Annotated in this window: 6 protein-coding genes; 3 read left to right on the plus strand and 3 right to left on the minus strand. The window is 68.2% G+C overall.

The window, feature by feature from the left end; translation table 11 throughout:
* Positions 1–12 precede the first annotated feature (12 nt).
* On the minus strand, positions 13–1,401 hold the full coding sequence (locus tag GPY60_RS11445) for a hypothetical protein (RefSeq protein ID WP_156687789.1): 1,389 nt from the start codon (positions 1,399–1,401) through the stop codon (positions 13–15).
* Entirely contained in the window at positions 1,382–11,065 is a 9,684-nt protein-coding gene (locus tag GPY60_RS11450) for a type I polyketide synthase (protein WP_156687790.1), read from the minus strand. Before GPY60_RS11450 ends, GPY60_RS11445 begins: the two co-directional genes overlap by 20 nt.
* Positions 11,066–11,536: 471 nt before the next feature.
* Here GPY60_RS11450 and GPY60_RS11455 point away from each other — a divergent pair, with 471 nt between their 5' ends.
* From GPY60_RS11455 to GPY60_RS11465, 3 genes are all read left to right on the plus strand, one after another.
* Entirely contained in the window at positions 11,537–12,583 is a 1,047-nt protein-coding gene (locus GPY60_RS11455) for a class I SAM-dependent methyltransferase (protein ID WP_156687826.1), read from the plus strand.
* Entirely contained in the window at positions 12,580–13,848 is a 1,269-nt protein-coding gene (locus GPY60_RS11460) for a glycosyltransferase (RefSeq protein WP_156687791.1), read from the plus strand. The genes GPY60_RS11455 and GPY60_RS11460 overlap by 4 nt, the downstream gene beginning before the upstream one ends.
* Before the next feature lie 212 nt (positions 13,849–14,060).
* Positions 14,061–25,028, plus strand: coding sequence for a type I polyketide synthase (locus GPY60_RS11465; protein WP_156687792.1), 10,968 nt, complete (start codon positions 14,061–14,063; stop codon positions 25,026–25,028).
* A 10-nt stretch (positions 25,029–25,038) separates the two neighbouring features.
* Here GPY60_RS11465 and GPY60_RS11470 read toward each other — a convergent pair whose 3' ends face one another.
* On the minus strand, positions 25,039–25,899 hold the full coding sequence (locus tag GPY60_RS11470; protein WP_156687793.1) for a class I SAM-dependent methyltransferase: 861 nt from the start codon (positions 25,897–25,899) through the stop codon (positions 25,039–25,041).
* Between the last annotated feature and the right edge of the window lie 51 nt (positions 25,900–25,950).

Below are 25,950 nucleotides of genomic sequence, written 5' to 3' on the forward strand. Positions count from 1 at the left end.
CGCGATCGCCGATCAGGGGCAGATCCCCACCCACATCGGGTCATTAACCAGCTGCGGGCAGCGTGTCAACAGGGCCCGCACCGATTGTTCGGTGTTGACCGCAGCAGGGATTGGGGCCAGAGCAAAAAAGACGATCGTCACCGCGAACCAGACCCGGGTGCGTCTGGTGGCCGAGCGTGTCGATTCGGGTTGACGGCTCGCATAGAGCAGATAAATCACGCCCAGATCGAAAGAGATTGCAATCCACCATCGGGTCCAATCGGCCGAGGTTGCGAACACCGGAATCAACAACAGCGTCCCCAGAGTTACCCACGGAAGCCATCCCCGCAGGGCTTCGCGAAAGCGTCCGACGGGCACGCCGGAAATACGCTTGATGGCAAGCATCGACAGCGTGAGGATAAGGACCCCCGCCATTGTCGACATGATCAAAGGATTCCAACCGATCTGGTTGGGACCGATGAGGGGAGTCTTTCTGGTTGTGACGGTGATGAAGCGACAAGTCCAGTCGTGATAGTCGACGTAAGCGTGTTCGCCGCTTGGAGCGTGGCCAGGCGCCCAGCGAACGGCGCTGTGCGGCAACCGAGCACAATGCGGCGACACGTCTTGCCGTCGCAGCAACGCTATCGCCAACGCGACGGCTAAGCCTGGACCCACCGCGAGAAGCGCGCTGAGGCGCTGCATTCTGACGGAACTATGCGCCAGAACCACAATCGCCAAAACGGCGCCGAGCGCCTGCAGAAACGGAACCGCCTCGTGGATCAGCGTCAGCCCCGCAATCGCTGCACCATAAATACCACTGGCAACCGGTAGCGATCGGTCGCTTTTCCCAGAGGCGAGCACAACCGCGAACAGCGCCAGCGCTGCCTCGCCTACGAGGTCGGGAGTGGGCAACACAACAGCGTGCATCAAGCCGAACGGCAACACTGGAGTGAGGAAGGCCAGCATCAGCCGCCGCTCTGAGCGGCCGAATCTGACTGCAACAGTCCACGCGACCGCCGCGATGCCGACTCCGAAAAGCGCTGGCACCAGCCAGCGCAAAGCCAACAGGCCGGTGAAGTAGTGGTCAGCGGGAAAGAGGTCCAAAATCTCGCCGCCGAGGCCCCGCCTGGCAAAACCGAGGCTGTAATCGACGGCGTAGTAAGGGAAGAACTGGAGATTCGGTTCGTAAACACTCGCGAAAAGGACCCAAGACGCGATATACAAGAGAACAAGCAGTCCGACGATCGCGTAAGCGAATTTGCGCCGGCTGGGCGGCCCGTTCCATCGCAAGGCCGCTGGCGGTTGGTCGGATTGCTGTTGCGTCGTAGGCGAACCTAGCCGCCATGCTTCAGGGCTCATATTGTCGCCCTTGGCGCGGGCAACAAGTCGCTCAAAATCAGGTTCAACAATCGATTTCTGCAATCAAATCGAATTCCGCGAAAGTGCGAGACACCATGTCTCGCAGCTCGTTTGGAGTATTCGGCCGACCGAGAACATAAGCCGAAATACGGAAAAAGATCTTCCCGCGGCTTCGCCCCGAACCTACGAACAGTTGCCCGCCTATGTGCTCGAGGGTGCTTTTCTTGATATCGGGTTCAACCGATCTCATAAACGCGTACTCGGCGTCGGTGCCGTCCGGCCGGTTCACTGCCGGGGGCAGGTCGCCGACGTTGGAGACGGTAACCGGATGGTTGGCGCCACCCGCCGCCAGCCCTGCCAGCCTCCGGTTCAACCGCTTCGGAACCAACGGTGCCAGTGGGAATGTCGACAAATATTCGTCGTCCGGGTTCTTCATCGCCGCAAGGATGTCCCGCGTGATTTTGGCGTGCATATCCCCGAGGTCTGTCGCCGCATGCGTTGGGTCGACTGCGACGTCGACCACTGTGAGCGCGTTGGCGCGTGTATCGCCTTCGGTCCGAAGCGTCACGGGAAATCGTAGGGTGACCGTTCCGTCGCCATGAGCGCGCCCCGCTCGCACCGCGAGCCTGCACGCTACCGCCGCCACCAGCGAGTTACTGCTCGCAGCAAGGCTTTTCGCGCGGGCATCCCAATCCGCCAGGTCGACGTACGCGGTGAGGGCAGGCACCTCCACTGTTTGATCGCTGTCGGCCGTCCTCGAGGTAGGCGCTGGTGCCGCCTTGATCGAGGAGGTGAATTGCTTCCGATCGGGCCAAATTTTTCGAGCCGCGGACACCGCCGCCCGACCCATGTCCGGCAGGTCTTTTGCGGTTTGCCGAAGGTCCTCCCGCATCGCATGCCGGCGGGTGCGCGATCCCGCGGGCGGGTAGCCGAAGTCGTGGATTCTGCCCTCAGCGGCATCCGCGATCGCCTGGCCGAGGCCAATCCCGTCGACGAGCGTATGCGAAACCACCAAGCTGACCGCAGCGCCGCCGCCATCGAACGAAAGCACTCCAAGATGCCAGCCAGGTCCCCACTCGGGATCAATGGGAAGGCGCGCCCGCTCGTCGAGCCAAGCGTTCAGTTCGGCGCGCGGCCGTGGCGTTGCGTCGATGTCGATGTTGTTCGGCGCCGGGGCCAAAACCCAGCGATCACGCGCGAACGGTAACGGAGACCGTTCGATCCTGCGTCCCAACAACCCGCATCCCAGATTGCGGTGGAAGCGCCGTAACGCCTCGACATCGACGGCATGGTCATAGAGCCAAGTGAACTGAGTCAGCGTGCCGTGAACCGCTCGCATCGCGAGAAACACCGCTTGATCGACATACGTCAGCCGGTTGTCGACCGGCTCAGCTGCACGCGTGCTGACGTCAGCCTCTGGCGCCGGGGGAGGAGCGGCGGTGTCCGTGAGCAGCTCGGTCAGGTGCGCGGCGAGCGCGGCCGGCGTGGGCTGGTCGAGGACCAGGGTTGCCGGTAGGGCAAGACCGGTGTGTTGGTTGAGGGTGTTGCGTAGCTCCAAGGCGGTCAGCGAATCGATGCCCAGGTCTTTGAACGGTCGGTCGGGATCGAGGGCTGCCGGGTCGGGATGGGCCAGCACGGCCGCGGTCGTGGCGGTGACCATCGCCGTGAGAGCGTGGAGTCGTTGTTCCGGGGTTTGGGTGGCGAGCTGAGCCTGCAGACTGCGGGCGCTGACCGCGCTCGCGCGTGGGCGGCTGCTGGCAAGTGTCGACAGGATCGCGGGAAGGGCGTTCTGGCGTGCTTGGCGCGTCAATGCGGCGGTGTTGAAGGGACTGGCCAGCACGTTGGGCCGCTGACTGGCGAGGGCCGCGTCGAAGAGCGCGAGGCCGTGCTCGTTGGTGATTGGGGTCAGGCCCGTTCGGGCCAGGCGGGTCAGGTCGGCGGTGCTGAGGTGGGCGGTCATGCCGCTGGGGGTTTGCCAGTAACCCCAGGCCAGGCTGGTGGCCGGGAGTAAAGCGTGATGGCGGTGCTGGGCCAGCGCGTCGAGGAACGCGTTGGCGGCCGCGTAGTTGGCCTGCCCGGGGCTGCCCAAAATGCCCGCGGCAGAGGAGAACAAGACGAAGGCGGCCAATTCGCGGTCAGCGGTGAGGCGGTGCAGATTCCAGGCGGCATCGGCCTTGGCGGCCAGGACCGCGTCGAGTTGATCGGGGGTCATGTCGGCCACCGCAGCGTCCTCCAGGAGCCCGGCGGCGTGCAGAACTGCGGTCAACGGATGCTGAGCCGGAACGCTCTCTAGCGTTGCGGCCAGCTCGGCGGGGTCGGCGGTGTCGCAGGCGGCGACGGTGACGTGTGCGCCAAGCTGGGTCAGGCGCTGTTGAAGATCCGCTGCACCGGAGGCGGCCGGGCCGCGGCGCGACACCAGCAGGAGATGCCTGATGCCGTAATGGGTGACGAGGTGTTCGGCGAAGAGCGCGCCGAGCATCCCGGTGCCCCCGGTGATCAGCACCGTGCCCTCGGGATCCAGCGACGGGGGCGGGATCAGGACGATTTTTCCGGTATGGATTCCCTGACTCATGTCGCGGAACGCCTGGGGGGCGTTCAGCAGTCCGTAGCTGGTGGTGGGCAGGGGTTTGAGGGCGCCGGACGTGAATAACGCTTCGAGGGCCGCCCAAGCCGGTTGCAGCGCTTCCGCGGGTGCGCTGGCCAGGTCGTAGGCCTGGTAATGCACCCCGGGATGGGCGGCAGCGACCTCGCCGGCCACGCGGATGTCGGTCTTGCCGATCTCGATGAAGCTGCCCCCGCGCGGTAGCAGTTGCAGCGACGCATCGACGAACTCTCTGGCAAGGCTATTGAGCACGACGTCCATGCCCCGGCCGCCGGTGGCGGCGCGGAAGGTGTCGAGGAAGTCCAGCGTGCGCGACGAGGCGATGTGGTCGGGGTCGACCCCCAGCCCGGTGAGCACGTGCTGCTTGCTCGGGTGGGCGGTGGCGAAGACCTCGGCACCGAGGTGACGCGCGATCTGGATGGCGGCCTGCCCGACACCGCCGGCCCCGGCATGAATGAGCACCCGCTGGCCCGCCGACAGTCCGGCGATTTCGACTAGGGCGACGTAGGCGGTCAAGAATGCCACCGGGGCCGATGCGGCCTGGGTGAACGACCAGCCCGCCGGCACCGGTACCACCATGCGCTCGTCGGCGATTGCGTTGGGCGCGAACGCGTTGTGGGTAAACGAGCCCATCACCGGGTCCCCGGGACGCAGCGAACTTCCGGGCGCGGCCTCCAGGACGATCCCGGCGGCTTCGCTGCCCATATTTTCATCGGCGATGGCACCCAGCGCCACGACCACATCGTGAAAATTGAGCCCCGCAGCCCGTATCCGCACCCGGATCTGACCGGGGGCCAGTGTCTCGTGGGTCGTGGGGACCAGGCTCAGGTTGCTCAAGTCACCCCTACCGGTACTGGCCAACTGCCAGTCGGGCGCATCGGGTGGGGCCAGGATCAAGGGGCGGGCCAAGCGGGGAACGTGGGCAACGCCGTCGCGCAGCGCCAGTTGCGGCTCGCCATACGGTCGCGCCGCGGCGATGGCGAGCAAATTGTCGTCGGTGGCGGCGGCATTGTCGGTGTCGAGCAGGATGATCCGGTCGGGGTGCTCGTTCTGGGCGGTGTGGATCAGGGCCCATGCCGCGGCATGGTCCAGATCCGGAACGCTGTCAAAAGCGTTGACGCTGATCGCATTCCGGGTGACGACCAGCAGGCGAGCGTGGGCAGTGTCGGGCCGGGCCAGCCAGCTCTGCAGCTGGGCCAGCACGTCGTGGGCCAGGATGTGCAGCTGCCGCGGCGGGTCAGCGCTGTCCTCTGATTCGGGCAGGAACCAGATCACCAATTCTGGGCAGGGGGCCACGCCGGCCAGATCGGTGTGTACCAGGCCTCCTCGGAGGCTGGCGGGTAGCCGTTCGGGTGAGCCGGTGACAACCGCCCACTCTGAGGCGGTGGCTGCCGCGGAGCTGTCATCGAGCAGGGGCGGCCAGCTCAGTTGGAACACGCTGTCACGGAGTCCGGCCACCGCGGATGGCTGCCCATCAACGTCGGCCAGTTCCCGCAGGGTGATCGTTCGGATGGTGATCACCGGGGCGCCAGTGGGGTCGGCCGCGTTCAGCGTGAACGTGTCCTCTCCCGTGCGGGTCAATTCGACCTGCAGCTGGGTGGCCGTGGTGGCATACAGGCTGATCCCGCCGAACACGTAGGGAAGCCTCAACGACGACCCAGCCTCACCGGTGCGGTCCGGCATTGATGCCATCGCATGCAGGGCGGCGTCGAGCAGGGCGGGGTGAATACCGTAGCCCGCGACATCGGTGCCGGCGGGCAACGCCACCTCTGCACGGACCTTGTCGGGTTGGGCGGGGTCGGAGCCGATACCCCGCAGCGATCGGAACGGACCGCTGTAGCCGTAACCCCGCTGGGCCAGCCTCTCGTAGAAGTCGTCCTGATCGACGGCGTCGACACCGGTCGCCTCCATGACCACGGGGGCGGCGGACTGGCCGGAGCTCAGCTCGCCGCTGGCGTGCAGTATCCATACGCCGGACTGGCCGCCGGTACGCGAATGGACGCTGAACGCACGCCGCCCGGTATCCCCGGCGGATAGCACGGCGATCTGCAGATCGGTGGGCGCACCCTCCGCCAACCTCAGGGGGGCGTGCAAAACGAGTTCGTCGATCACCGGACAGCCGGCGTACTCGGCGGCCTGCAGCACGACATCGATAAACCCGGTGGCGGGAAAGAGGACGGTGTCGTGCACTTGATGGCCGCGTAGCCAGGCCTGGGTGGCCGTCGACAACCGACCGGTCAACACGACCTGGTCCTGGTCGGCAAGGTCGATCACCGCACCGAGCAGCGGATGCTCGGTAGGGTCCTGGCCGAGCCCGGACGCGTCGCCGGCCGGGGCCGGGTTCAGCCAGAAGCGGCGATGTTCGAACGGGTAGGTGGGCAGCTCAACGGTGCGGGCGTGCGGATACAGGGCCGACCACGAGGGGCTGTGGCCGTGGTTGTGCAGGTGGGCCAAGGTGGTGGCGAGGTTGTCTTGGTCGGGATGGTCGCGGTGCAAAGTGGTGATGACCGTTGACTGGGTCCGTCCCGCGAGCTGGGCCAGGGTGTCGGTGATCGCCGGGGCCAGGACCGGGTGCGGGGACAGCTCCACGAAGGTGTGCTCCCCGGCGGCCAGTCGCTCGACCACCCGGGCGTGAAATCCGACCGGCTCGCGCAGGTTGCGGAACCAGTACTCGGCGTCCATGGTGGTGGTGTCCACGGGTTCCGACAGCGCCTGTCCCACTGTGGAATAGAGCGGAATACTCGAGGGCATCGGAGTCAGGTCGGCCAGCTCGTCCAGCAGCTGATTTCGGAGGGGCTCCACTTGAGACGAGTGGGATGCGTAATCGACGGCGATCGAGCGGACGTGGATGCCGTCACGCTCACAGGTTGCGGAGAACCCTTCCAGCGCGTCGGGGTTGCCGCTGACGATGGTGTGTGAGGGACCGTTGATCGCGGCGATGCTCAACGCCTCACCCCAAGGCCTCAGCAGTGGTTCCAGTCGGTCGGCGCTCAGCAGCACCGATGCCATGGCACCGGTACCCCCCAATGCGCTGAGCGCCTGACTGCGCCGCGCCACAACTTTGGCGGCGTCCGGCAGTGAAAGCACTCCGGCGATATAGGCCGCGGCGATCTCTCCCTGAGAGTGGCCGATCACTGCATCGGGGACGATCCCGCAGCGCTTCAACACTTCGGCTAGCGAGACCATCATCGCGAACAGCACCGGCTGCACGACATCGACGCGGTCCAATGTTGGGGCCCCCGGCTCCTGACATAGAACCGCGCGTACCGACCACCCGGTCAAAGGGCGCAATGCGTTGTCACAGTCGTCGACGGCGTCGGCGAAGACGCGGTGATGTTCGTAGAGCTCGCGGCCCATGCCGGGGTACTGGCCGCCCTGGCCGGGCAAGACGAACACGACCTTGCCGCGCGCGTGGGCCAAAAAGGTGTGACTGGTCAGCTGCGGATGAGTTTGGCCGGCGCGCAGCGCATCCAGGGCGTCCAACAGCTCTTTGCGTGGGTCGGCGGCGGCCGCCGGCGCGGTGATCACCGCTCGATAGGGGTGATGGGTGCGAGTGGTGGCCAGGCTGTAGGCCACATCGTCCAAGCCCAGGTCGGGCAGGCCGCTGAGGTGGCGGTGCAGCCGGTCGGCCTGCGCGCACAACGCGGCGGGGGAGCGCGCCGAAATCGGCCACAAGAGCCCGGCCTCGACGCGGGTTTCCCCGGCCGCGTGTTCGGCCTGCGGGGCGGGGGCTTGTTGCAGGATCAGGTGGGCGTTGGTGCCGCTGATCCCGAACGAGGACACCCCCGCCGTGCGGGGATGATCGGTGGCCGGCCATGCCACCGGCTCGGTGAGTAGGCGAACGGTGCCGGACGACCAGTCGATGTGCGGGTTTGGGCGCTCGACGTTGAGGGTCGGGGGCAAGGTGTCGTGGTTCAGGGCCTCGACTATCTTGATCATCCCGGCCACGCCGGCGGCGGCCTGGGTGTGGCCGATATTGGATTTGATCGACCCCAACCACAACGGGTGCCCGGCACTGTGGGCGGCGCCGTAGGTGGCGATCAGGGCACGCGCCTCGATCGGGTCACCCAACGTGGTGCCGGTGCCGTGAGCCTCGACCACATCCACCTCGTCGAGGCCGATTCCGGCGTTGGCCACGGCCTGGGCGATGACGCGTTGCTGGGCCAGCCCGTTGGGCGCGGTCAAGCCATTGGAGGCGCCGTCCTGGTTGATCGCCGAACCGGCGATCACTGCGAACACCTGGTGGTGGTTTTGTTGGGCATCGCTGAGTCGTTCCAGGACCAGTACGGCGGCCCCCTCACCCCAGCCGGTGCCATCGGCGTTGGCGGAGAACGCTTTACACCTACCGTCGGCGGCCAGCCCGCGTTGGCGGGCGAACTCGGTGAAAATCGTCGGGGTGGTCATCACCGTCACGCCACCGGCCAGCGCCAGGCTGGACTCTCCCTTGAGTAACGACTCACACGCCCAATGCGCGGCCACCAGCGATGACGAGCAGGCCGTGTCCACGGTGACAGCGGGACCCTGCAGCCCGAACGCGTACGCGACACGGCCGGAGATCACGCTGGTGGATGAACCGGTCAGGCCATAGCCCTCCGCACCGTCGGAACCACCGGCGCCGTAGGTTTGCGACCACGCTCCGACGAACACCCCGGTGTCCGAGCCCGCCAACGTGGTGGGATCGATGCGGGCGCTTTCCAACGCTTCCCAGCACACCTCGAGCAGCATTCGCTGTTGAGGGTCCATGGTTTGGGCCTCGCGCGCCGAGATCCCGAAGAAGTCGGCGTCAAAGCCGGCGACGTCGGCCATGAAACCGCCGGCCCGCGCGTAGGTCTTGCCGACCGCGTCGGGGTCGGGGTCGAACAGGTCCGCCAGGTTCCAGCCGCGGTCGGAGGGAAAGTCGCCCATTGCGTCGGTGCCGCCAGCCACCAGATCCCACAGTGCCGCCGGCGAATTCACCCCGCCGGGGAAGCGGCACGCCATCCCCACCACGGCGATCGGCTCGTCCACGCGCGCTTGAGCACCCGCCGGCGCAGCGGCCGAGGCGGGGCCGGTGAGCAACTGACTCAGCCGGGTGGCCAACTCGTCGGGGGTGGGGTAGTCGAAGGCCAGGGTGGGCGGTAACTCCAGTTCGGTAACGGCTTTCAGCCGGTCAATCAACTCGGTCACCTTCACCGAGTCGAAACCCAGGTCCTTGAATGTGAGCTCGGGATCGAGGTCCTGAGGGCTGGCTTGGCCCAGCACCTTTGCCGCCTGCGCGCACACCTCTTTCACAAGCATGTCGTGTTGCTGCTGACGCAGGGTGCGAAGTCGTTGGGCCAATCCCGAGTCGGCGAGCGCGGCGGCGCCTGCGTCATCAGCGTCTTGCTGCTCCGGCGCGGGAGTCGTCCCGTCGATGCGGGTGAACTGATCGTGCATGTACAGCTGTAGGCAGTCCCTTCGCCTGACCTTGCCGCTAGTGGTCAGGGGGATCGAACCCTGTTGCACCAGAACGAGATCCGCCACGCTCAGACCGTGCGCCCGCGAAATCGCGGCGGTGATTTCACGCCTGAGGGTAATGATCCTGCGAGCGGCCGCCTCGTCGGGCTCGTCCCGCTTCTTGACTTCGACGATTGTGACCAGCTGCTCGGCGCCGTCATCGCCCGCAACCGCAATGGCCACGCAGCGGTTATGCGTGATCTCCTGGATCGTTTCCTCGATGTCGTCGGCGGGGTAGTTGCGCCCGTAGACGATCAGAAGATCTTTGATCCGGCCGACGATGAACAGCTCCCCCTGAGAAACGAAGCCCAAGTCTCCGGTTCTCAGCCAAGGGCTCTCGGGTGTGCCGGCCGACGCACCGACCAGCGTTGCGCCGAAGGTGCGTTGGGTTTCCTCGGGCTTCTGCCAATAGCCGGCTGCGACGTTGTCGCCATGCACCCAGATCTCACCGACCGTTCCGTCCGGCAGCTCGGAACCGGTGTCGCGGTTGACGATGCGCACCATCGGTGACGGCGGCACGCGGTAACTGACTAGCGGCGTGCCGTCGCCGTTCGCGGACCGCTCCGCAAGGCCGGCGGTCAACTTCTCGGCTTCGAACCAAACGCTGGCCGGTTCTCGACCCCACCGGCCGGTGGCCACGTACACCACGGCCTCCGCCAGCCCATACGAGGGCCGGATCACTTCGGGGCGGAGATTGAACTGAGCGAAGCGCTCCGAGAACCGCCGCAGCGTCGCGGGCTGCACGCGTTCACTCCCGTTGATGATGGCGTGCACACCGCCAAGGTCCAGCCCTGCCATGTCGTCGTCCGACGTTTTCCGCACCGCCAATTCGAAGGCAACGTTCGGCGCTGCCGTGAACACGCGACTTCTGCTTGCCAGCAATTGCATCCAGCGCGCCGGCCGCTGCAGGAAGGACACGGGGCTCATCATCACGCAGTGATTTCCGCCCAGAACCGGCATGACGGTTCCCAATACCAAGCCCATGTCATGAAACAGGGGTATCCACTGCACCAAGGTGGTGTCCGGCGGGGTAATCCCTCCGTGCTCTGCGAAGAGATCGGCCGTCAACTGTTCGTAATTCACCCGAATGTTTCTGTGCGAGATCATCACTCCCGCGGGTATCCGTGTCGACCCGGACGTGTATTGCAAATGCGCAATGCTGGGCGGGTCATCGATCTCGACAGCGGACACCATCTCGGAGTCCAGGTCCAGCAGATCAAGCTCGATGACTGACGGTGCAGCCTCGCCCGGCTTCGAAAAGATGTGGTCGGCGAGGCTGCCTGCGACGGAGGACGTGGTCAGGATGGCGGCAGGCGACGCGTCACGCAGGACAGCGCCGACTCGCTCATCGGCGGCGCCGCCCAGCGGTTCCGACAGCGGAACCGCGATCATCCCGGCCTCCAACGTGCCCAGAAACGCGGCGACGTAGTGGAGTCCTTGGGGCGCCGATATCACGACGCGGTCACCGGTTGATCCGCAAGACCTCAGCTCGCGTGCGACGTTGAGCGTTCGCCGATACAACTGCGACCACGTCAGGGTTTCCGCGGCGCCGGCCCAGTCCTGCTCGTAATTGAGAAAGGTATACGCGGTCTCGCTGGGTCGTAGCTTCGCGTGCTTCCGCAGCGCCGCCGGGATGGAAGGCTCGGTCACAGCGGCAGGCCAGCGTGAAACAGGTGGGCCTTGGCGCCACAGGGCCCTTCGTTATCCATGCGACGTTTTGACCGCACCGCGCGCTCACCCGGCAGCCCTTCGACAGGGCAAAAGCCGTCGGTGTGCCGCACGATCACCAACCTTGGAAGAAGAGGACGGTTCTTCGAGTCGGGGAATTATTACACAGCTGTCCAACGCGTTGGGTATCTTGGCGAATCATTACGTCATCGCCGCAGGCTTGGGAGTCCTCGCTGTCTGGGCTGTCCAACAGCCGACGGATGGCACCGCGGAGCGATCGGCGGTGAGCGCAAGAACCTGGACATCGCCTCGTGGCTTCCGCGCCAAAGCGGAGGTGCAAGAGACCGCGTCAGTCGAGCGTCGGAAGGTGAGTACGTGAGGGTAGTCGACAGTCGGAAGTCGTATAGGCCGGCGGCGGTCGATCGGGCGAGTCTTCACCGTGTGTGGCAAGCGATGCTTGTCGGCAGCGCGATCGCCGTGGCTGTCGCGTGTTATTTCGCGCCCGTGGTACTCGTCGTGCTCGGCGTGCTTGTGCTGCTGCTTGTCGGTGCTCGCTTGGCTTATCCGGGTCGCGACCGTTACATCCCCAACTTATATGCCCGGGACACCAGGGTTTATGACGATGCCTATCGCGCATTCATCGCGCGCACGCTCAAGGACATCCGGCGGTGCAAAATTCGTGGCCACACGTTGTTGTGGGAAGCAAGGCGACTGCCGGAACCGAGCCGCCAGAATTCCGACGAATTGTTTCTCGATTTGGGCGTCTGGCTCGGCTGGTCGACGAGGCTGACATCTGACGCTTCGGGCCGCCAGGTATACGGCTTCGATACCTTCGAGGGTCTTGTCGAAGACTGGCAAGTCGACGACCAGATGCTTATCAAGCGTGGCAGCTTCTCGCTATCGGAACCGCTCGCCAAGCGTTCCATGCGGGACACCGGCGTGAGCCTGCGCGACGGGATACCCGCGGAGCTCGGTCGCAAGGTCCAATTCATCAAGGGAAGCACCTACGAGACACTGACCCCGTTCTTGGCCGACCGGCCGGCCTGCCCGATTCGGCTCTTCCACATGGATTTGGACACCTACGAGAGTTGCCTGCACGCCTTGGAAACATGCAAGGACCGATTCGTCGAAGGATCGATTCTTGTCTTTGACGAATACCTTGTCACGAACGCCGAAATGCGGGCATTTTTCGAGTTTCAAGACAAGTACGAGCTGGAATGGCGATATCGGGCCTGGGGGCTCGAAATCATGGAGATGAACCTCGAGATGGTCGTCTCGCGGTGGAAGCGCGCGGCGTACTACGTCATGTGGATCGCAGCGTATTGGTTGGCGGGCGACGGCAGCTATGTGTGGAAGTTCTTCGGCAGACGGTTCTGGCGATTCTGGCTGGGTGCACCGATCGGCGACATCCTTTTCATACTTGGCGCTGCCGGGCAACGGAAATCGGTAAGCCTGGAAATCACCGGTCTGGGTAAGTTGGGCCGGACATCCCCACGATGAAATTTGTACTCGCGAGCTGGGGAAGCCGCGGCGACGTCGAACCGATCCTCGCGGCGGGCCGCGAGCTGGTGCGCCGCGGGCACGAGGTCTGCATGGCCGTGCCGCCGGACCTGGTGGGCTTCACGCAATCGGTCGGAGTCGAGGCCGTCGGCTTCGGCCCCGAGGCGCAACCCATTCTGGACGCGCACCGCGAATTCTGGACCCACTTCTTCAGCCGCCCCTGGCGGATCCGGGACTTGGTTAGGTCGCGGCTCGAAGTCTCCGCACCCCTGCTGCGCGCGTGGCAGGAGATGAGCACGACGCTGTTGTCGCTGGCGGACGGGTCTGACCTGATATTCACCGGCATCAACTTCGAGGATGCCGCCGCCAACATCGCCGAGTATTACGGCATTCCGCTCGCCACCTTGCATTACTTCCCGCTGCGGCCGAACAGCCAGACCCTGCCGCTACTGCCGGCGCGAATGGCGCGCGCGGCGGTTACGGCATATTGGTGGGTCTCGTGGCAAGCGACAAAGAAGGTCGAGGAAGCCCAGCGCCGCGACCTCGGACTGCCAAAGGCGAGGGGACCGGCGGCACGGCGAATCACTGAACGAGGATCTCTGGAGATCCAGGCCTACGACGAGGCGTTCTATCCCGGCCTGGCCGGCGAATGGGCGGGGTATAAACGTCAACGTCCATTTGTTGGCGCGCTCACCCTCGGGTTGGCCACGGATGCCGATGAGGACGTCGCATCCTGGATCGCCGCGGGTACGCCTCCGATTTATTTCGGCTTCGGCAGCACCCCGCTCGCATCTCCGGCCGACACAATCGCGATGATCGGCGCGGCCTGCGCGGAGTTGGGTGAGCGGGCGCTGGTGGGCGCCGCCGGAGCCGACTTCAGCGGCGTCCGTACTCCTGACCATGTCAGGGTGGCGGGCGCGGTGAATTTCTCGTCCGTCTTTCCCGCGTGCCGCGCGGTTGTGCACCACGGGGGCACGGGCACCACGTCGATGGGCCTGCGCGCCGGCATCCCCACCCTGGTTCTCCCGACGGATATCGATCAGACGCTCTCCGGATCCAGGGTCAAACGGCTCGAGGTGGGCACCGCACGACGGTTCTCGAGAACGACCAAAGAATCGCTCGTGGCGGATCTGCGCACCATTCTCGCCCCGGAATATGTCGCCCGTGCGCGCGAGCTTGCCACCCGGATGACCGACCCCGCCAAAAGCGTCGCTGCGGCCGCCGACCTTCTCGAGGATTTCGCCCGCTCGCGCCGCATTAGCTGATCCCCGACGGCCGGCGGCGAATAGGGCAGACCGCGACGGACCTGGCGTCGCGCGGCAATTAGGGATTCGGATGACACGTGTCTGGCCAGGGAAGTATGGTCTAGAACTTGTTGTACCCATGTTCAGTAGATCGGGAGACGCAGGTTGAGCAGCAATCCGTTCGAACGCAGCGGCACTCTTTTCTTCTTCGTCCGGACGATGGGCGGCAGGAAATGACCGATCTGCAGGGGCCTACCGAAAGGTTCGCCATTGTCGGCTACGCGGCCCGCTTTCCCGGCGCCGCCGACGCGGACGAGTTCTGGGATGCGCTGCGGCACGGACGGGACACGCTTTCGGAGGTGCCTCAGGACCGATGGGACGTCGACGAATTTTATGACCCGGATCCCGACGCGCCCGGAAAGATCGTGCAGCGCCGGGCGGGCTTCATAGAGGACGCGACCGGATTCGACGCGCCGTTCTTCGGCCTCTCGAAGCGCGAAACGATGCTGATCGACCCGCAGCACCGCATCCTGCTGGAGACGGCATGGCAGGCGGTCGAGCATTCGGGCACCGCGCCATCGGCCCTGGCGAACACTCGAACCGGTGTGTTCATGGGTCTGGGCACCCACGACTACCTCGGCCTGATCTCCGAACAGCTGAGCTACGAGGAGATCGAGGCGTACGTCGCGATCGGGACGTCGGCGGCGGCCGGAGCGGGCCGGATCAGCTACGGGCTGGGGCTGCAGGGTCCGGCGGTCACCGTCGACACGGCGTGCAGCTCGTCGCTGGTGGCGGTCCACCAGGCCTGCCAGGCGCTGCGCTTCGGTGAGTGCGACCTCGCGCTGGCCGGCGGCGTCAACGTCCTGCTCAGCGCCAAGACCGCCATGACCTTCTCCCACGCGCACATGCTCGCCCCGGACGGCCGCTGCAAGACCTTCGACGCCGCCGCCGACGGCTACGTGCGCGGTGAGGGCTGCGGCGTCATCGTCATCAAGCGCCTCAAGGACGCGATCCGCGACGGCGACCGCATCCGGGCGGTGATCCGCGGCAGCGCGATCAACCAGGACGGCGCCTCGGGCGGCCTGACGGTCCCCAACGGCGTCGCCCAGCAGCGCGTCATCGCGGAGGCCCTGCAGTGCGCGGGCGTCGCGCCGGCCGACGTCGGCTACCTCGAGGCGCACGGCACCGGCACCTCCCTCGGCGACCCGATCGAAGTCCAGGCCGCCGGCGCGGCGCTGGGCCAGGGCCGCGACGCCGACCGGCCACTGCTGATCGGATCGGTGAAGACCAACATCGGTCACCTGGAGGCGGCCGCGGGCATCGCGGGCATGATCAAGGTGATCCTGTCGCTCGAGCACGAGGTGCTGCCCAAGCACCTGAACTTCCAGAAGCCGTCGCCGCACATCCCCTGGGACCGGCTCCCGGTGCGGGTGGTCGACGAGGCCCTCCCGTGGGCCCGCGACGGGCGCCCCCGCATCGCCGGGATCAGTTCGTTCGGGTTCTCCGGAACCAACGCCCACGTCATCCTCGAGGAGGCGCCCGAGCTGACGCCGACGGCGCCGGCGCCGGCGTCGCCTGTCGACGACCGCCGCTTCAGTCTGCTGCCGCTCTCGGCGCGCAGCCCCGAGGCCCTCACGCAGCTCGCGGAGGCGTACGGCGACTGGCTGGCCGCTCACCCGAACGCCTCGCTGGCCGACGTGTGCCTGACGGCCGGCGAAGGACGGTCGCACTTCGAGTACCGGGCCGCGCTGGTGGTGAACTCGACCGACTCCGCGCGCGAGTTGCTCGACGCGCTGGCCGACGATCGCCCAGCGCCGGGCCTGGTCCGCGGGGACTGCGCGGACCGGCCGCGGACCGCGTGGCTGTTCCCCGGCCAGGGCAGCCAGTACGCCGGCATGGCCAAGGAGCTGTTCGAGACCGAGCCGGTGTTCGCCGAGACGATGACCCGGTGTGCGGCGGCGGTGGACGGCATGCTCGAAAAGCCGCTGCTGGACGTGATTTTCGACCCGGACGGCGACGACACGCTGCGGCAGACCGCCTACGCCCAGCCCGCCCTGTTCGCGGTGGAGATGGGCCTTGCGCGGCTTTGGCAGTCGTGGGGCTTCGAACCCGACGTGGTGATCGGCCACAGCGTCGGGCAGTACACCGCGGCCTGCGTCGCGGGCGTGTTCAGCCTGGAGGACGGGGCGTCGCTGCTGGCCGAGCGCGGGCGCCTGTTCGGCAGCCTGCCCGCGGGCGGGCGGATGGTCGCGGTGTTCGCCGCCCCCGAGCGCGTCGAGGCCCTCACCGACGAGTTCCCGAGCCTGTCGGTGGCCGCCTACAACGGCGCCAACACCGTGCTCTCCGGTCCCGAGGAGGACCTGGAGCAGGCGGTGGACGGCCTGGAAGACGATGGTGTGCGCTGCGACTGGCTGGACACCAGCCACGCCTTCCACTCGGCGCTGCTGGATCCGGTGCTCGACGAGTTCGAGTCGTATGCGAACCGGTTCGAATTCGCCGCACCGCAAAAGACTTTGGTGTGCAACCGCACCGGCGCCGCCCTGGGACGGAGCGCGAAGCTCGACGGCGCCTACTGGCGCCGGCACGCCCGGCAGCCGGTCGAGTTCGCCAAGAGCGTGCGGACTTTGGCCGATCTGCACTGCACCATGCTGCTGGAGGTCGGGCCGCAGCCGATCCTCACCGCGGCGGCCCTGCGCGCCTGGCCGGACCCGGCCACCGCTCCGCGGGCGATCGCGTCGATGCGCAAGAACATCGCCGACCACCGCCAGCTCGCCGAGGCGCTCGCCAACGCCTACGTCGTCGGCCACGTGCCGAACTTCGGCGCTCTGCAGCACGGGCCGGCGCGCAAGCTCGACCTGCCCACCTACCCGTTCCAGCACCGCCAGTACTGGTTCCGCGAGCAGCGCGCCGCGGCCACCCTCAGCGTCAGCCAGGTCTCGGCCACGAGCACCGAGGCCGTCCGCCTCCTGGAGGACGGCCGGATCGAGGAACTCGCCGCGCGGCTCGACGGCGCGAGCGACAACCCGTTGGCGCTCGACCTCCTGAAGCAGCTTGCGGCGCAACACAACCAACAGCGCAAAGCGCAATCCATCGCGGACTGCCGCTACGAGATGCGCTGGGAGAAATCCGCGGCCACGAGCCAGAAAGCCGAGGAATCCGACTGGCTGCTTGTCGGCGACCATGCCGACGTCATCGCACCTCTGGCCGACGCCCTGAGTGCCCGCAAGCACCGGCACCGCACCCTGGCGTTGCCGGTCTCCGACGCCGACGAGGAACGGTTGGCGGCGACGTTGCGCGCGGCAGACGCGCCGGCGCTGCGCATCGTGGTCCTGGCGGCCCTCGACTCGGACGCCGCGACGTCGACGCAGTCGCTGCTGCGGATGCAGCATCGCGTCCTCGGGGGAACGCGGCGCCTGTTCCGCGCCGCGGCGGCCGCCGAGCTCCGCGCGCCCATCTGGCTGGTGACGCGTGGCGCGCAGCGGGTGTCGAACGCCGACACCGTGTCGCCGGTGCAGACCTCCCTGTGGGGCTTCGGCCGCGCCGCCGCCCTCGAATACCCCCGGCTGTGGGGCGGGCTCGTCGATCTGCCGGCGGGCGGTCTCGACGACTGGTCGCGGCTGATCGACCAGGTCACCGCGGCACCCGAAGATCAACTCGCGCTGCGCGACCAAGCGGTCTACGTCCCCCGGCTCACCCGGCGGGCAGGGCAACCGACCTCGACACCGCTGGCGCTGCGTGACGACGCGACCTACCTCGTGACCGGTGGCCTCGGCTCGCTGGGCATGGAGATCGCCGGATACCTGGCCGCCCACGGCGCGCGGCACCTCGTGCTGACCAGCCGACGCGCGCCCGGCGAAGCCGCCCAGCAGCGCATCGACGCGCTGCGCGAACAGCACGGCTGCGACGTGCGCGTCGTCGCGGCCGACGTCGCCGACCCGCACCACGTGGCCCGCCTGGTGACGACGCTGCAGGCCGAACTGCCGCCGCTGGCGGGCATCGTGCACGCCGCGGGCGAGATCGGCACCACCCCGCTGCAGACCCTCGACGACGCCGAGATCGACCGGGTGTTCGCCGGAAAGGTCTGGGGCGCTTGGCAATTGAGCGAGGCCACCGCGGAGTTGAAGCTGGACTTCTTCCTGTGCACCTCGTCGATCTCCGGGGTGTGGGGGAGCGGCGGCCAGAGCGCCTACAGCGCGGCGAACGCGTTCCTCGACGGCCTGGCCTGGCGGCGGCGCGAAGACAACTACGTCAGCGTCAACTTCGGTCCCTGGTCGACGGCCGGCATGGCCGACGAGGCCGCCCGCGCGCAACTGGACAAGCGGGGCGTGCGACCGCTGTCACCGGCGGACGCGCTGGCGGGCATGGCCGACGTCATGGCCGGCCCGTCCCCGCAGGGGGTCGTGGCCCGCATCGACTGGGCCAGCTTCCTGCCGCTCTATCAGATGGCGGGTAAGCGGGGATTCCTGGCCGAGTTGGAGCGGGAGGTGCCCACCGAGACGACGGCGCCGGCGGCGGTGTCGTCGTCGGGAGCCACCCAGCTGGTCGAGCGGCTCACCGCCGCCCCGGTGCAGCAGCGCAAGAAACTGGTCGTCGACTACCTGCGTGATTCCGTCGCGGAGGTGACGCGGATCGACCCGGCGGAAATCCGCGAGGAGGCCGGGCTTTTCGACCTCGGCATGGACTCGCTCATGGCCGTCGAACTGCGGCGCCGGCTCGAGCGGGCCGTCGGCAAGGAACTGCCGGCCACCCTGGCGATGGACTACCCCCGCATCACCGACGTCGCGCGGTTTCTGGTCGACGACGTCCTGAGCCTCAGCGCACCCGCGTCGGCGGCCGCGCCGCCGGTCCCCGCGGCGCCCGTCGTGACGGCACGGACGGACGAGCCGATCGCGATCGTCGCGGTGGCCTGCCGCTTCCCGGGCGCGAAAGACCCGGAGGCGTACTGGGAATTGCTGTCCGGCGGCGTCGACGCCATCCGGGAGATCCCGGACGACCGCTTCGACGTGGACGAGTTCTACGACCCTGACCCCGAGACGCCGGGCAAGATCTATACGCGCTACGGCGGATTCCTCGACACCATCGACGGATTCGACCCGGAGTTCTTCGGCATCTCGCCACGCGAGGCCGTGTGGATGGACCCCCAGCAGCGGCTGATGCTCGAGATCGTGTGGGAGGGCTTGGAAAGGGCGGGGTACGCGCCGGCCTCCCTGCGCGGCAGCCGCAGCGGCGTGTTCGTGGGGGTGGCCGCCAACGAGTACTCGCAGCTGCTGGCGGCGAACTCGGTGGACACCATCGAGGCGCACTTCATCACGGGCAACGCGCTGAACGTCATTGCGGGACGGGTGGCGTTCGCGCTCGGCCTGGAAGGGCCGGCGATGGCGGTCGACACCGCCTGCAGCGCGTCGCTGGTCGCGGTGCACCAGGCCTGCCAGGCGCTGCACGCCGGCGACTGCGACCTGGCGCTGGCCGGCGGGGTGAACGTCCTGCTGAGCCCGGCGTCCATCATCGCCACGTCGCGCGCCCGGATGCTGTCCGCGGACGGCCGGTGCAAGACCTTCGACGCCGCCGCCAACGGCTACGCGCGCAGCGAGGGCTGCGGGATTTTGGTGCTCAAGCGGCTGAGCGACGCCGAGCGCGACGGTGACCCGATCCTCGCCGTCATCAAGGGCTCGGCGGTCAACCAGGACGGCGCCTCCAGCGGCCTGACGGTGCCCAACGGCGGCGCGCAGCAGCGGCTCATCGCGTCGACGCTGGCCCGGGCCGGCGTCGCCGGTCGCGACGTCGACTACCTCGAGGCCCACGGCACGGGCACGTCGCTGGGTGACCCGATCGAGGTGCAGGCTGCCGCGGCCGTCTACGGCGCCGATCGTGACCCGGACCACCCGCTGCTGATCGGGTCGGTGAAGACCAACATCGGCCACCTCGAGTCCGCCGCCGGGATCGCCGGCCTGATCAAGGTCGTGTTGTCGCTGCAGCACGGCGTGCTGCCGCGCAACCTGCACTTCGAGCACCCGTCGCCGCACATCCCGTGGGACTCCCTGCCGGTGCGGGTGGTGGACGAGCCGATCCCGTGGCAGACCAACGGCCGGCCGCGCCGGGCCGGGACGAGCTCCTTCGGGTTCTCCGGCACCAACGCGCACGTCCTGATCGAGGAGGCGCCGTCGAAACCCGCGGTGGCGGAACCCGATTCACCCGACGCGGCGCCGGCGCCGGCCGCTACCCAGGAACCGGTCGGCCTGCTGCCGCTGTCCGCGCGCTCGTCGCAGGCGCTGGTGGCGCTGGCGCAGCGGTACGCCGAATGGCTGGGCGAGCATCCGGACGTCGACCTCGCCGACGTGTGCTTCACGGCCGGCGTCGGGCGTTCCCACTTCGAACACCGGGCCGCGCTCGTCGCGGATTCGGTTGCGGGCGCCCGCGAGCTGCTCGCCGGGCTGGCCGAGAACCGGCTGGGGCCGGGGGCGATGCGCGGCGAGTGCGGCGACCCGCCGAAGACGGCGTGGCTGTTCACCGGGCAGGGCAGCCAGTACCCGGGGATGGCGCGTGAGTTGTTCGACGCCGAACCGGTGTTCGCCGACACCGTCAAACGCTGCGCGGAGGCGGTCGACGGGATGCTGCCGCGCCCCCTGCTGGAGGTGATGTTCGCGACCGACAGCGGCGCCGGGGAGACGTTGCGCCACACGTCGTTCGCGCAGCCCGCGCTGTTCGCGATCGAGATGGGCCTGGCGCGGCTGTGGCAGTCGTGGGGCACCGAGCCCGACGTGGTGCTGGGCCACAGCGTCGGCCAGTACGCCGCGGCGTGCGTGGCCGGGGTGTTCAGCCTCGAGGACGGCGCGCGCCTGATCGCCGAGCGCGGGCGGCTGTTCGGCAGCCTGCCCGACGGCGGGCGGATGGTGGCGGTGTTCGCCGACGCCCAGGAGGTGGAGCGCGTCGCCGAGGAGTTCCCGCGCATCTCGGTCGCCGCCTACAACGGCCCCAACACCGTGCTGTCGGGTCCGGGAGCGGACCTGGAACAGGTCGTGGCGAAGCTGAGCGGTGACGGCCTGCGCTGCACCTGGCTGGACACCAGCCACGCCTTCCACTCCGAGCTGCTGGACCCCGTGCTCGACGAATTCGAGTCGTACGCGAGGGGATTCGAGTTCGCGGTCCCGGCCCTGCCCCTGGTGTGCAACCGCACCGGCGCGGTGCTCACCGCGGACACCCCGCTGGACGCGCAGTACTGGCGGCGGCACTCCCGCCAGCCGGTGCAGTTCGCCGAGAGCGTGCGCACCGTCGCGGCGCTCGGTTGCACGGTGTTGATGGAGGTCGGTCCCCAACCGATCCTGACCAACGCCGCGATGCAGGCCTGGCCGGAGTCCTCGGCCGCCCCGCGGGCCATCGTCTCCCTGCGCAAGGACGCCGACGCCCGCCGTCAGATGGCCGAGGCGCTGGGCGCCGCCTACGTCGCCGGGCACCGTCCCGTCTTCGCGGCGTTGCACCACCAACCCCGGCACCGGCTCGAACTGCCCACCTACCCGTTCCAGCGCCGTCGCATCTGGCCCAAGACCTCGGGCGCCACCGGCGTCACCGGAGGGGGCACCGCCGTCGCCGGAATCCTGGGCAGCGTCAAGGATCTCGCGTCCGGTGACGCCGTCTACACCAGCCGGTGGTCGGTCAAGTCGCAGCCCTGGCTGTCGCATCACGTCATCTATGGGACCGTCGTCGTTCCCGGTGCGACGTACGCGGCGATGGCGCTCGCCGCGGCCGGTGTGCCGGCGCAGGCGCGCGACGTCTTCTTCTACGAGCCGATCATCCTGCCGGAGAAGGCTTCCCGCGAGGTGCAGCTGACGTTGCACCCGCTGGAGGACGGTGCCGGCTGGACCTTCGGAGTCCACAGCCGCCCGTTCGGTGACCGCGACGCCGAGTGGTCGCTGAACGCCGACGGCCGGATCGTGACCGGCGCCGACGACGAGCCGGCGCTGGAACCCGCGGAATCGATCGAGGCCGCCTGCGAGCGGTTGGGTCGCATGCGCCCGCAGCAGTTGTTCGACACCTTCTCCGACATGGAGCTCACGTGGGGCCCCACCTGGTCCACGTCGCTCAAGTCGCTGTGGGCCGGGGACGGCGAGGCGGTGGGCGACGTCGCCATCGGCGACGAACTCGCCGAGCAGCTCGGCAGCGAGCCGATTCATCCGGTGCTCCTGGACCTGTGCACGGGAGTCGCCTTCCCGGCCTTCCCCGCGGTGCTCGCCGCGGCCGAAGAAGGGGTGCCCGACCTGTTCCTGCCCCTGCGCTACGGGCGGGTCGAACTGCTGGAGAAGATGCCGAAGCGGTTCTACTGCCGCGCGCGGTGGCAGTCCGGCAGCCCCGAAAGCGAAACCCAGGTGTTCGACCTCGATTTCGTCGACCGGGAAGGTCGCCGGCTCGGCGGCATCCGCGAGTTCGCGGTCAAGCGCGCGCCCCGCGAGGCGTTGCTGCGCGGGCTCGGCGGCGACGCGACCCGCAACATGTACACCCTCGGCTGGGAAGAGGTGCCGCCACCGGCGGAGAGCGGCCCCGCTCAGGCGGGCGACGGCGCCTGGCTGATCGCCGGGTTCGACGAGCTCGCGGCCAACCTGCCGGGATGCGTGACGACGGACGCCGCCGTGCAGCCGGATGCCCTGACGCGGCTCATCGCCCAGGCACAGGAGGGCGGGACCCCGGTCACCGGACTCGTCTGGCGCGGCCCGCGGCGACCGGCCGAGGAGGAGTCGAGCGCCGCGTTCGACGCCCGGCTGGAGGCCGAGATCGGGCAGCTGCTCGCGGTGGTGCGGACGCTGCTGGCCCAGCCGGACCTGAAGCTGACCCGCGGACTGTGGGTCGTCACCGAGCGGGCCGTGGCCACCGAGTCCGGCGAGCCGGTCGACCCCGTGCAGTCGGCCCTGTGGGGACTCGGCCGCACGATGATCAACGAGCAGCCGTCCCTGCGTTGCCGGCTGGTGGACCACGACGGGTTCGACGACGCCGTGCACTCGCTCGCCGGTCTCCTCGGCACGCCGGTCGACGAACCCGAACTCGCCCTGCGGCAGGGGAAGTACCTGGTACCCCGCCTGCTGCCGTGGGCGCGCAGCGGTCACCTTCCGATACCGCGGACGACCGATTACACCCTGGAGCCGACCGAACGGGGTGCGATCGACAACCTGCGCGTCGTCGCGGCGGACGTCGCCGCGCCCGACGACGGGTACGTGCAGGTGCGGGTGGAGGCCGCCGGCCTGAACTTCCGCGACGTGCTCAACGTGCTGGGCCTCTATCCGGGCGACCCAGGGCGGATCGGCGGTGACTTCTGCGGCACCGTCACCGAAGTGGGCGCCGGTGTCACCGGCTTCGAGGTCGGGCAGCGGGTCTTCGGCACGATGCAGGGGGCGTTCACCACCCGGATCAACGTGCCGGCGCAACTGCTGGCGGTGGTGCCGGACGGGGTCGGCGCGGTCGCCGCGGCCACCATCCCGGCGGCGGCGCTGACGACCCGGCTGGCGTTCGACTGGGCCAAGGTCGGACCGGGCGACAAGGTGCTGATCCACGCCGCCAGCGGTGGCGTCGGCCTGGCCGCGATCCAGATCGCCCAGCACGCGGGCGCGACCGTGTTCGCCACGGCCAGCGCCTACAAACGGGCGACGCTGCGCGCCATGGGGGTGCAGTACGTCTACGACTCGCGCAGCACCGACTTCGCCGACCAGATCCTGGCCGACACCGGCGGCGCCGGCGTCGACGTCGTGCTCAACAGCCTCACCAACGAGTGGTTCATCGAAGCGACGGTGCGAGCGACCGCCAAGGGCGGCCGGTTCGCCGAGATCGCCAAGCGCGACATCTGGACGCGCGAGCAGATGGCCGCGGCCCGGCCGGACATCTCCTACGAGATCATCGCGCTGGACGAGACCATGGAACGCGAGCCGGCGCGGGTGGGCGCGTTGCTGGCCGAGGTGTCGGCGGCGATGGCCGCTGAAGACCTGGCCCCGCTGGTGGCGGAGGTCTACCCGCTGACCGAGGCGAAGACGGCGTTCCGCCGGATGCAGCAGGCCCGGCACATCGGCAAGATCGTGCTGCAGCTGCCGGCACCGCTGCAGCCGCGCGGCGACCGAAGCTACCTGATCACCGGCGGCCTCGGGGCGCTCGGCCTGTTCACGGCGGCACATCTGGCCCAGCTCGGGGCCGGCGACATCGTCCTGACCAGTCGGCGCGCGCCCGACGCCGAGGCGCAGCGCGCGATCGACGACATCGTCGAGCGCCACCGGTGCCGCATCCACACCTTCTCGGTGGACGTCGGCGACGAGGCGCAGGTGGCCGGGTTGCTGGAGCGGATCCGCGCGGAGTTGCCGCCGCTCGCCGGGGTGGCACACCTGGCCGGCGTGCTGGACGACGCCCTCCTCACCCAGCAGACCGTGGAACGTTTCCGGACGACCATGGCGCCCAAGGCGTTGGGCGCCTACCACCTGCACCGCATGACGAAGGACGACGACCTGGACTTCTTCATCGTCTACTCGTCGGCGTCCAGCGTGCTCGGGTCGCCCGGCCAGGCCAACTACGCGGCGGCCAACGCGTTGCTCGACGGCCTGGTCGCGGAGCGCAGGGCGCACGGCCTGCCCGCCACCGGAATCAACTGGGGCCCGTGGGCGCAGGGCGGCATGGCCACGTCGCACGCGGCGCGCGCCAACCTCAGCGCGCAGGGCCTGATCCCGCTCGAGCCCGCGGCGGCGTTGCACGCGCTCGACGAGATCGTCTTCCAGGGCGCCGGGCAGGCGACCGTCATCAAGGCCAACTGGCAGCGCGCCGCGAAGGTGATGGGCGGCTCCCGCCCGTCGATCCTCGACCACGTCCTGCCAAGCGCCGTCACGGCGGCGCGCGGCGACAGCGAGTTGCTTCGCCAGCTGCACGAGGTGCCCGAGGGCCAGCGCGGCAGTTTCCTCACCGAGTACCTGCGGCGGGAAGTGCAGAACTTCCTGCGGCTCGCGCAACCGCCGGCCGCCACCAGCCGGTTCCTGGAACTGGGCACCGATTCGCTGATGGCGGTCGAGTTCAGCAACCGGCTGCTCCCGCAGTTCGGTGGCGCGTTGACGATCAGCGCCACCGCGGTGTTCGACTACCCGACCATCGGGTCGCTCGCCGAATACCTGGCCGCGCAGGTGCCGGAATCGGAGCCCGAGTTGAACGGCGCGAATTCGGTCGGGGCGACCGAGCCCGCGCAATGAGCGTGAGGCGCTAGGCGGCCGCGGTCCGGAGTTGGGATCGGAGGATCCGGTACTCCAACAAGCCGGCCCGCATCTGCTCGTAGATCGCGGACCCGGGCAGCGCGAGGAAGTTCGCCACGCGGGCGTTGTCGTCGCCGTAGACCTGGGCCCAGGTGTCACTGGCCTGATCGCGCGACGCCAACACGTTGGCGGTGATGTCGCGGTCGCTTTCGGTGACGAAGCCCAGGCGCTTCAGGCGCATTCGCACCTGGTCCCAGTCCTCGGGACTCAGGAAGTCGGTGTGCAGGAACCAGCCTCCGGGACGGAGAATCCGGCCGACCTCCTTGAGGAATTTCGGCAGATTGCCGTAGGAGTGTGACGACTCCACGTTGATGATGGCATCGCAGGAGTCGTCGGCCAGGGGGACGTCGAGGGCGTTGCCGACGCGGAAGTCGATGGGGTTCTTGGTGTGCGCTTTGCGGCAGAAGGCGATCGCCTCCGAGGACATGTCGATGCCGATCACTTCGGAGCGGAACTTCTCGGCCACGGTCGCGGTGTTGCCGCCGCGACCACATCCGATGTCGACGATCGTGCGGCCGTTCAGGTCGAGCGCACCGACGAGTTCGAGCACGAGCCGCACCGAGTTGACGTTGAAGGTTCCTTCGCGAATCTCGAACGCCGCTTCGTTGTTCGAATCGATCGGCAGGTATCCGTAATTGAGGAAGAACGAGACGTTGGCGACCCCGACCTCCTCGAGGCGCTGACTGAGCATGTTGTAGAAGTTGCGCCAGCCATCCGCGGTGGTGGACAGCAAGTCGTCGGCCAGGTGCGCGGACATGGCAACCGGCGATTGTTCCCCCGACTGCGTCGATGATTCGCTGCTGGAGTTCATGAATGTCGCCTCACTCGGAGATTGGTCATCGGAGAAACTGCCGGGCTCGGA

Source organism: Mycobacterium sp. Marseille-P9652 (assembly GCF_902652685.1).
Lineage (GTDB): Bacteria > Actinomycetota > Actinomycetes > Mycobacteriales > Mycobacteriaceae > Mycobacterium.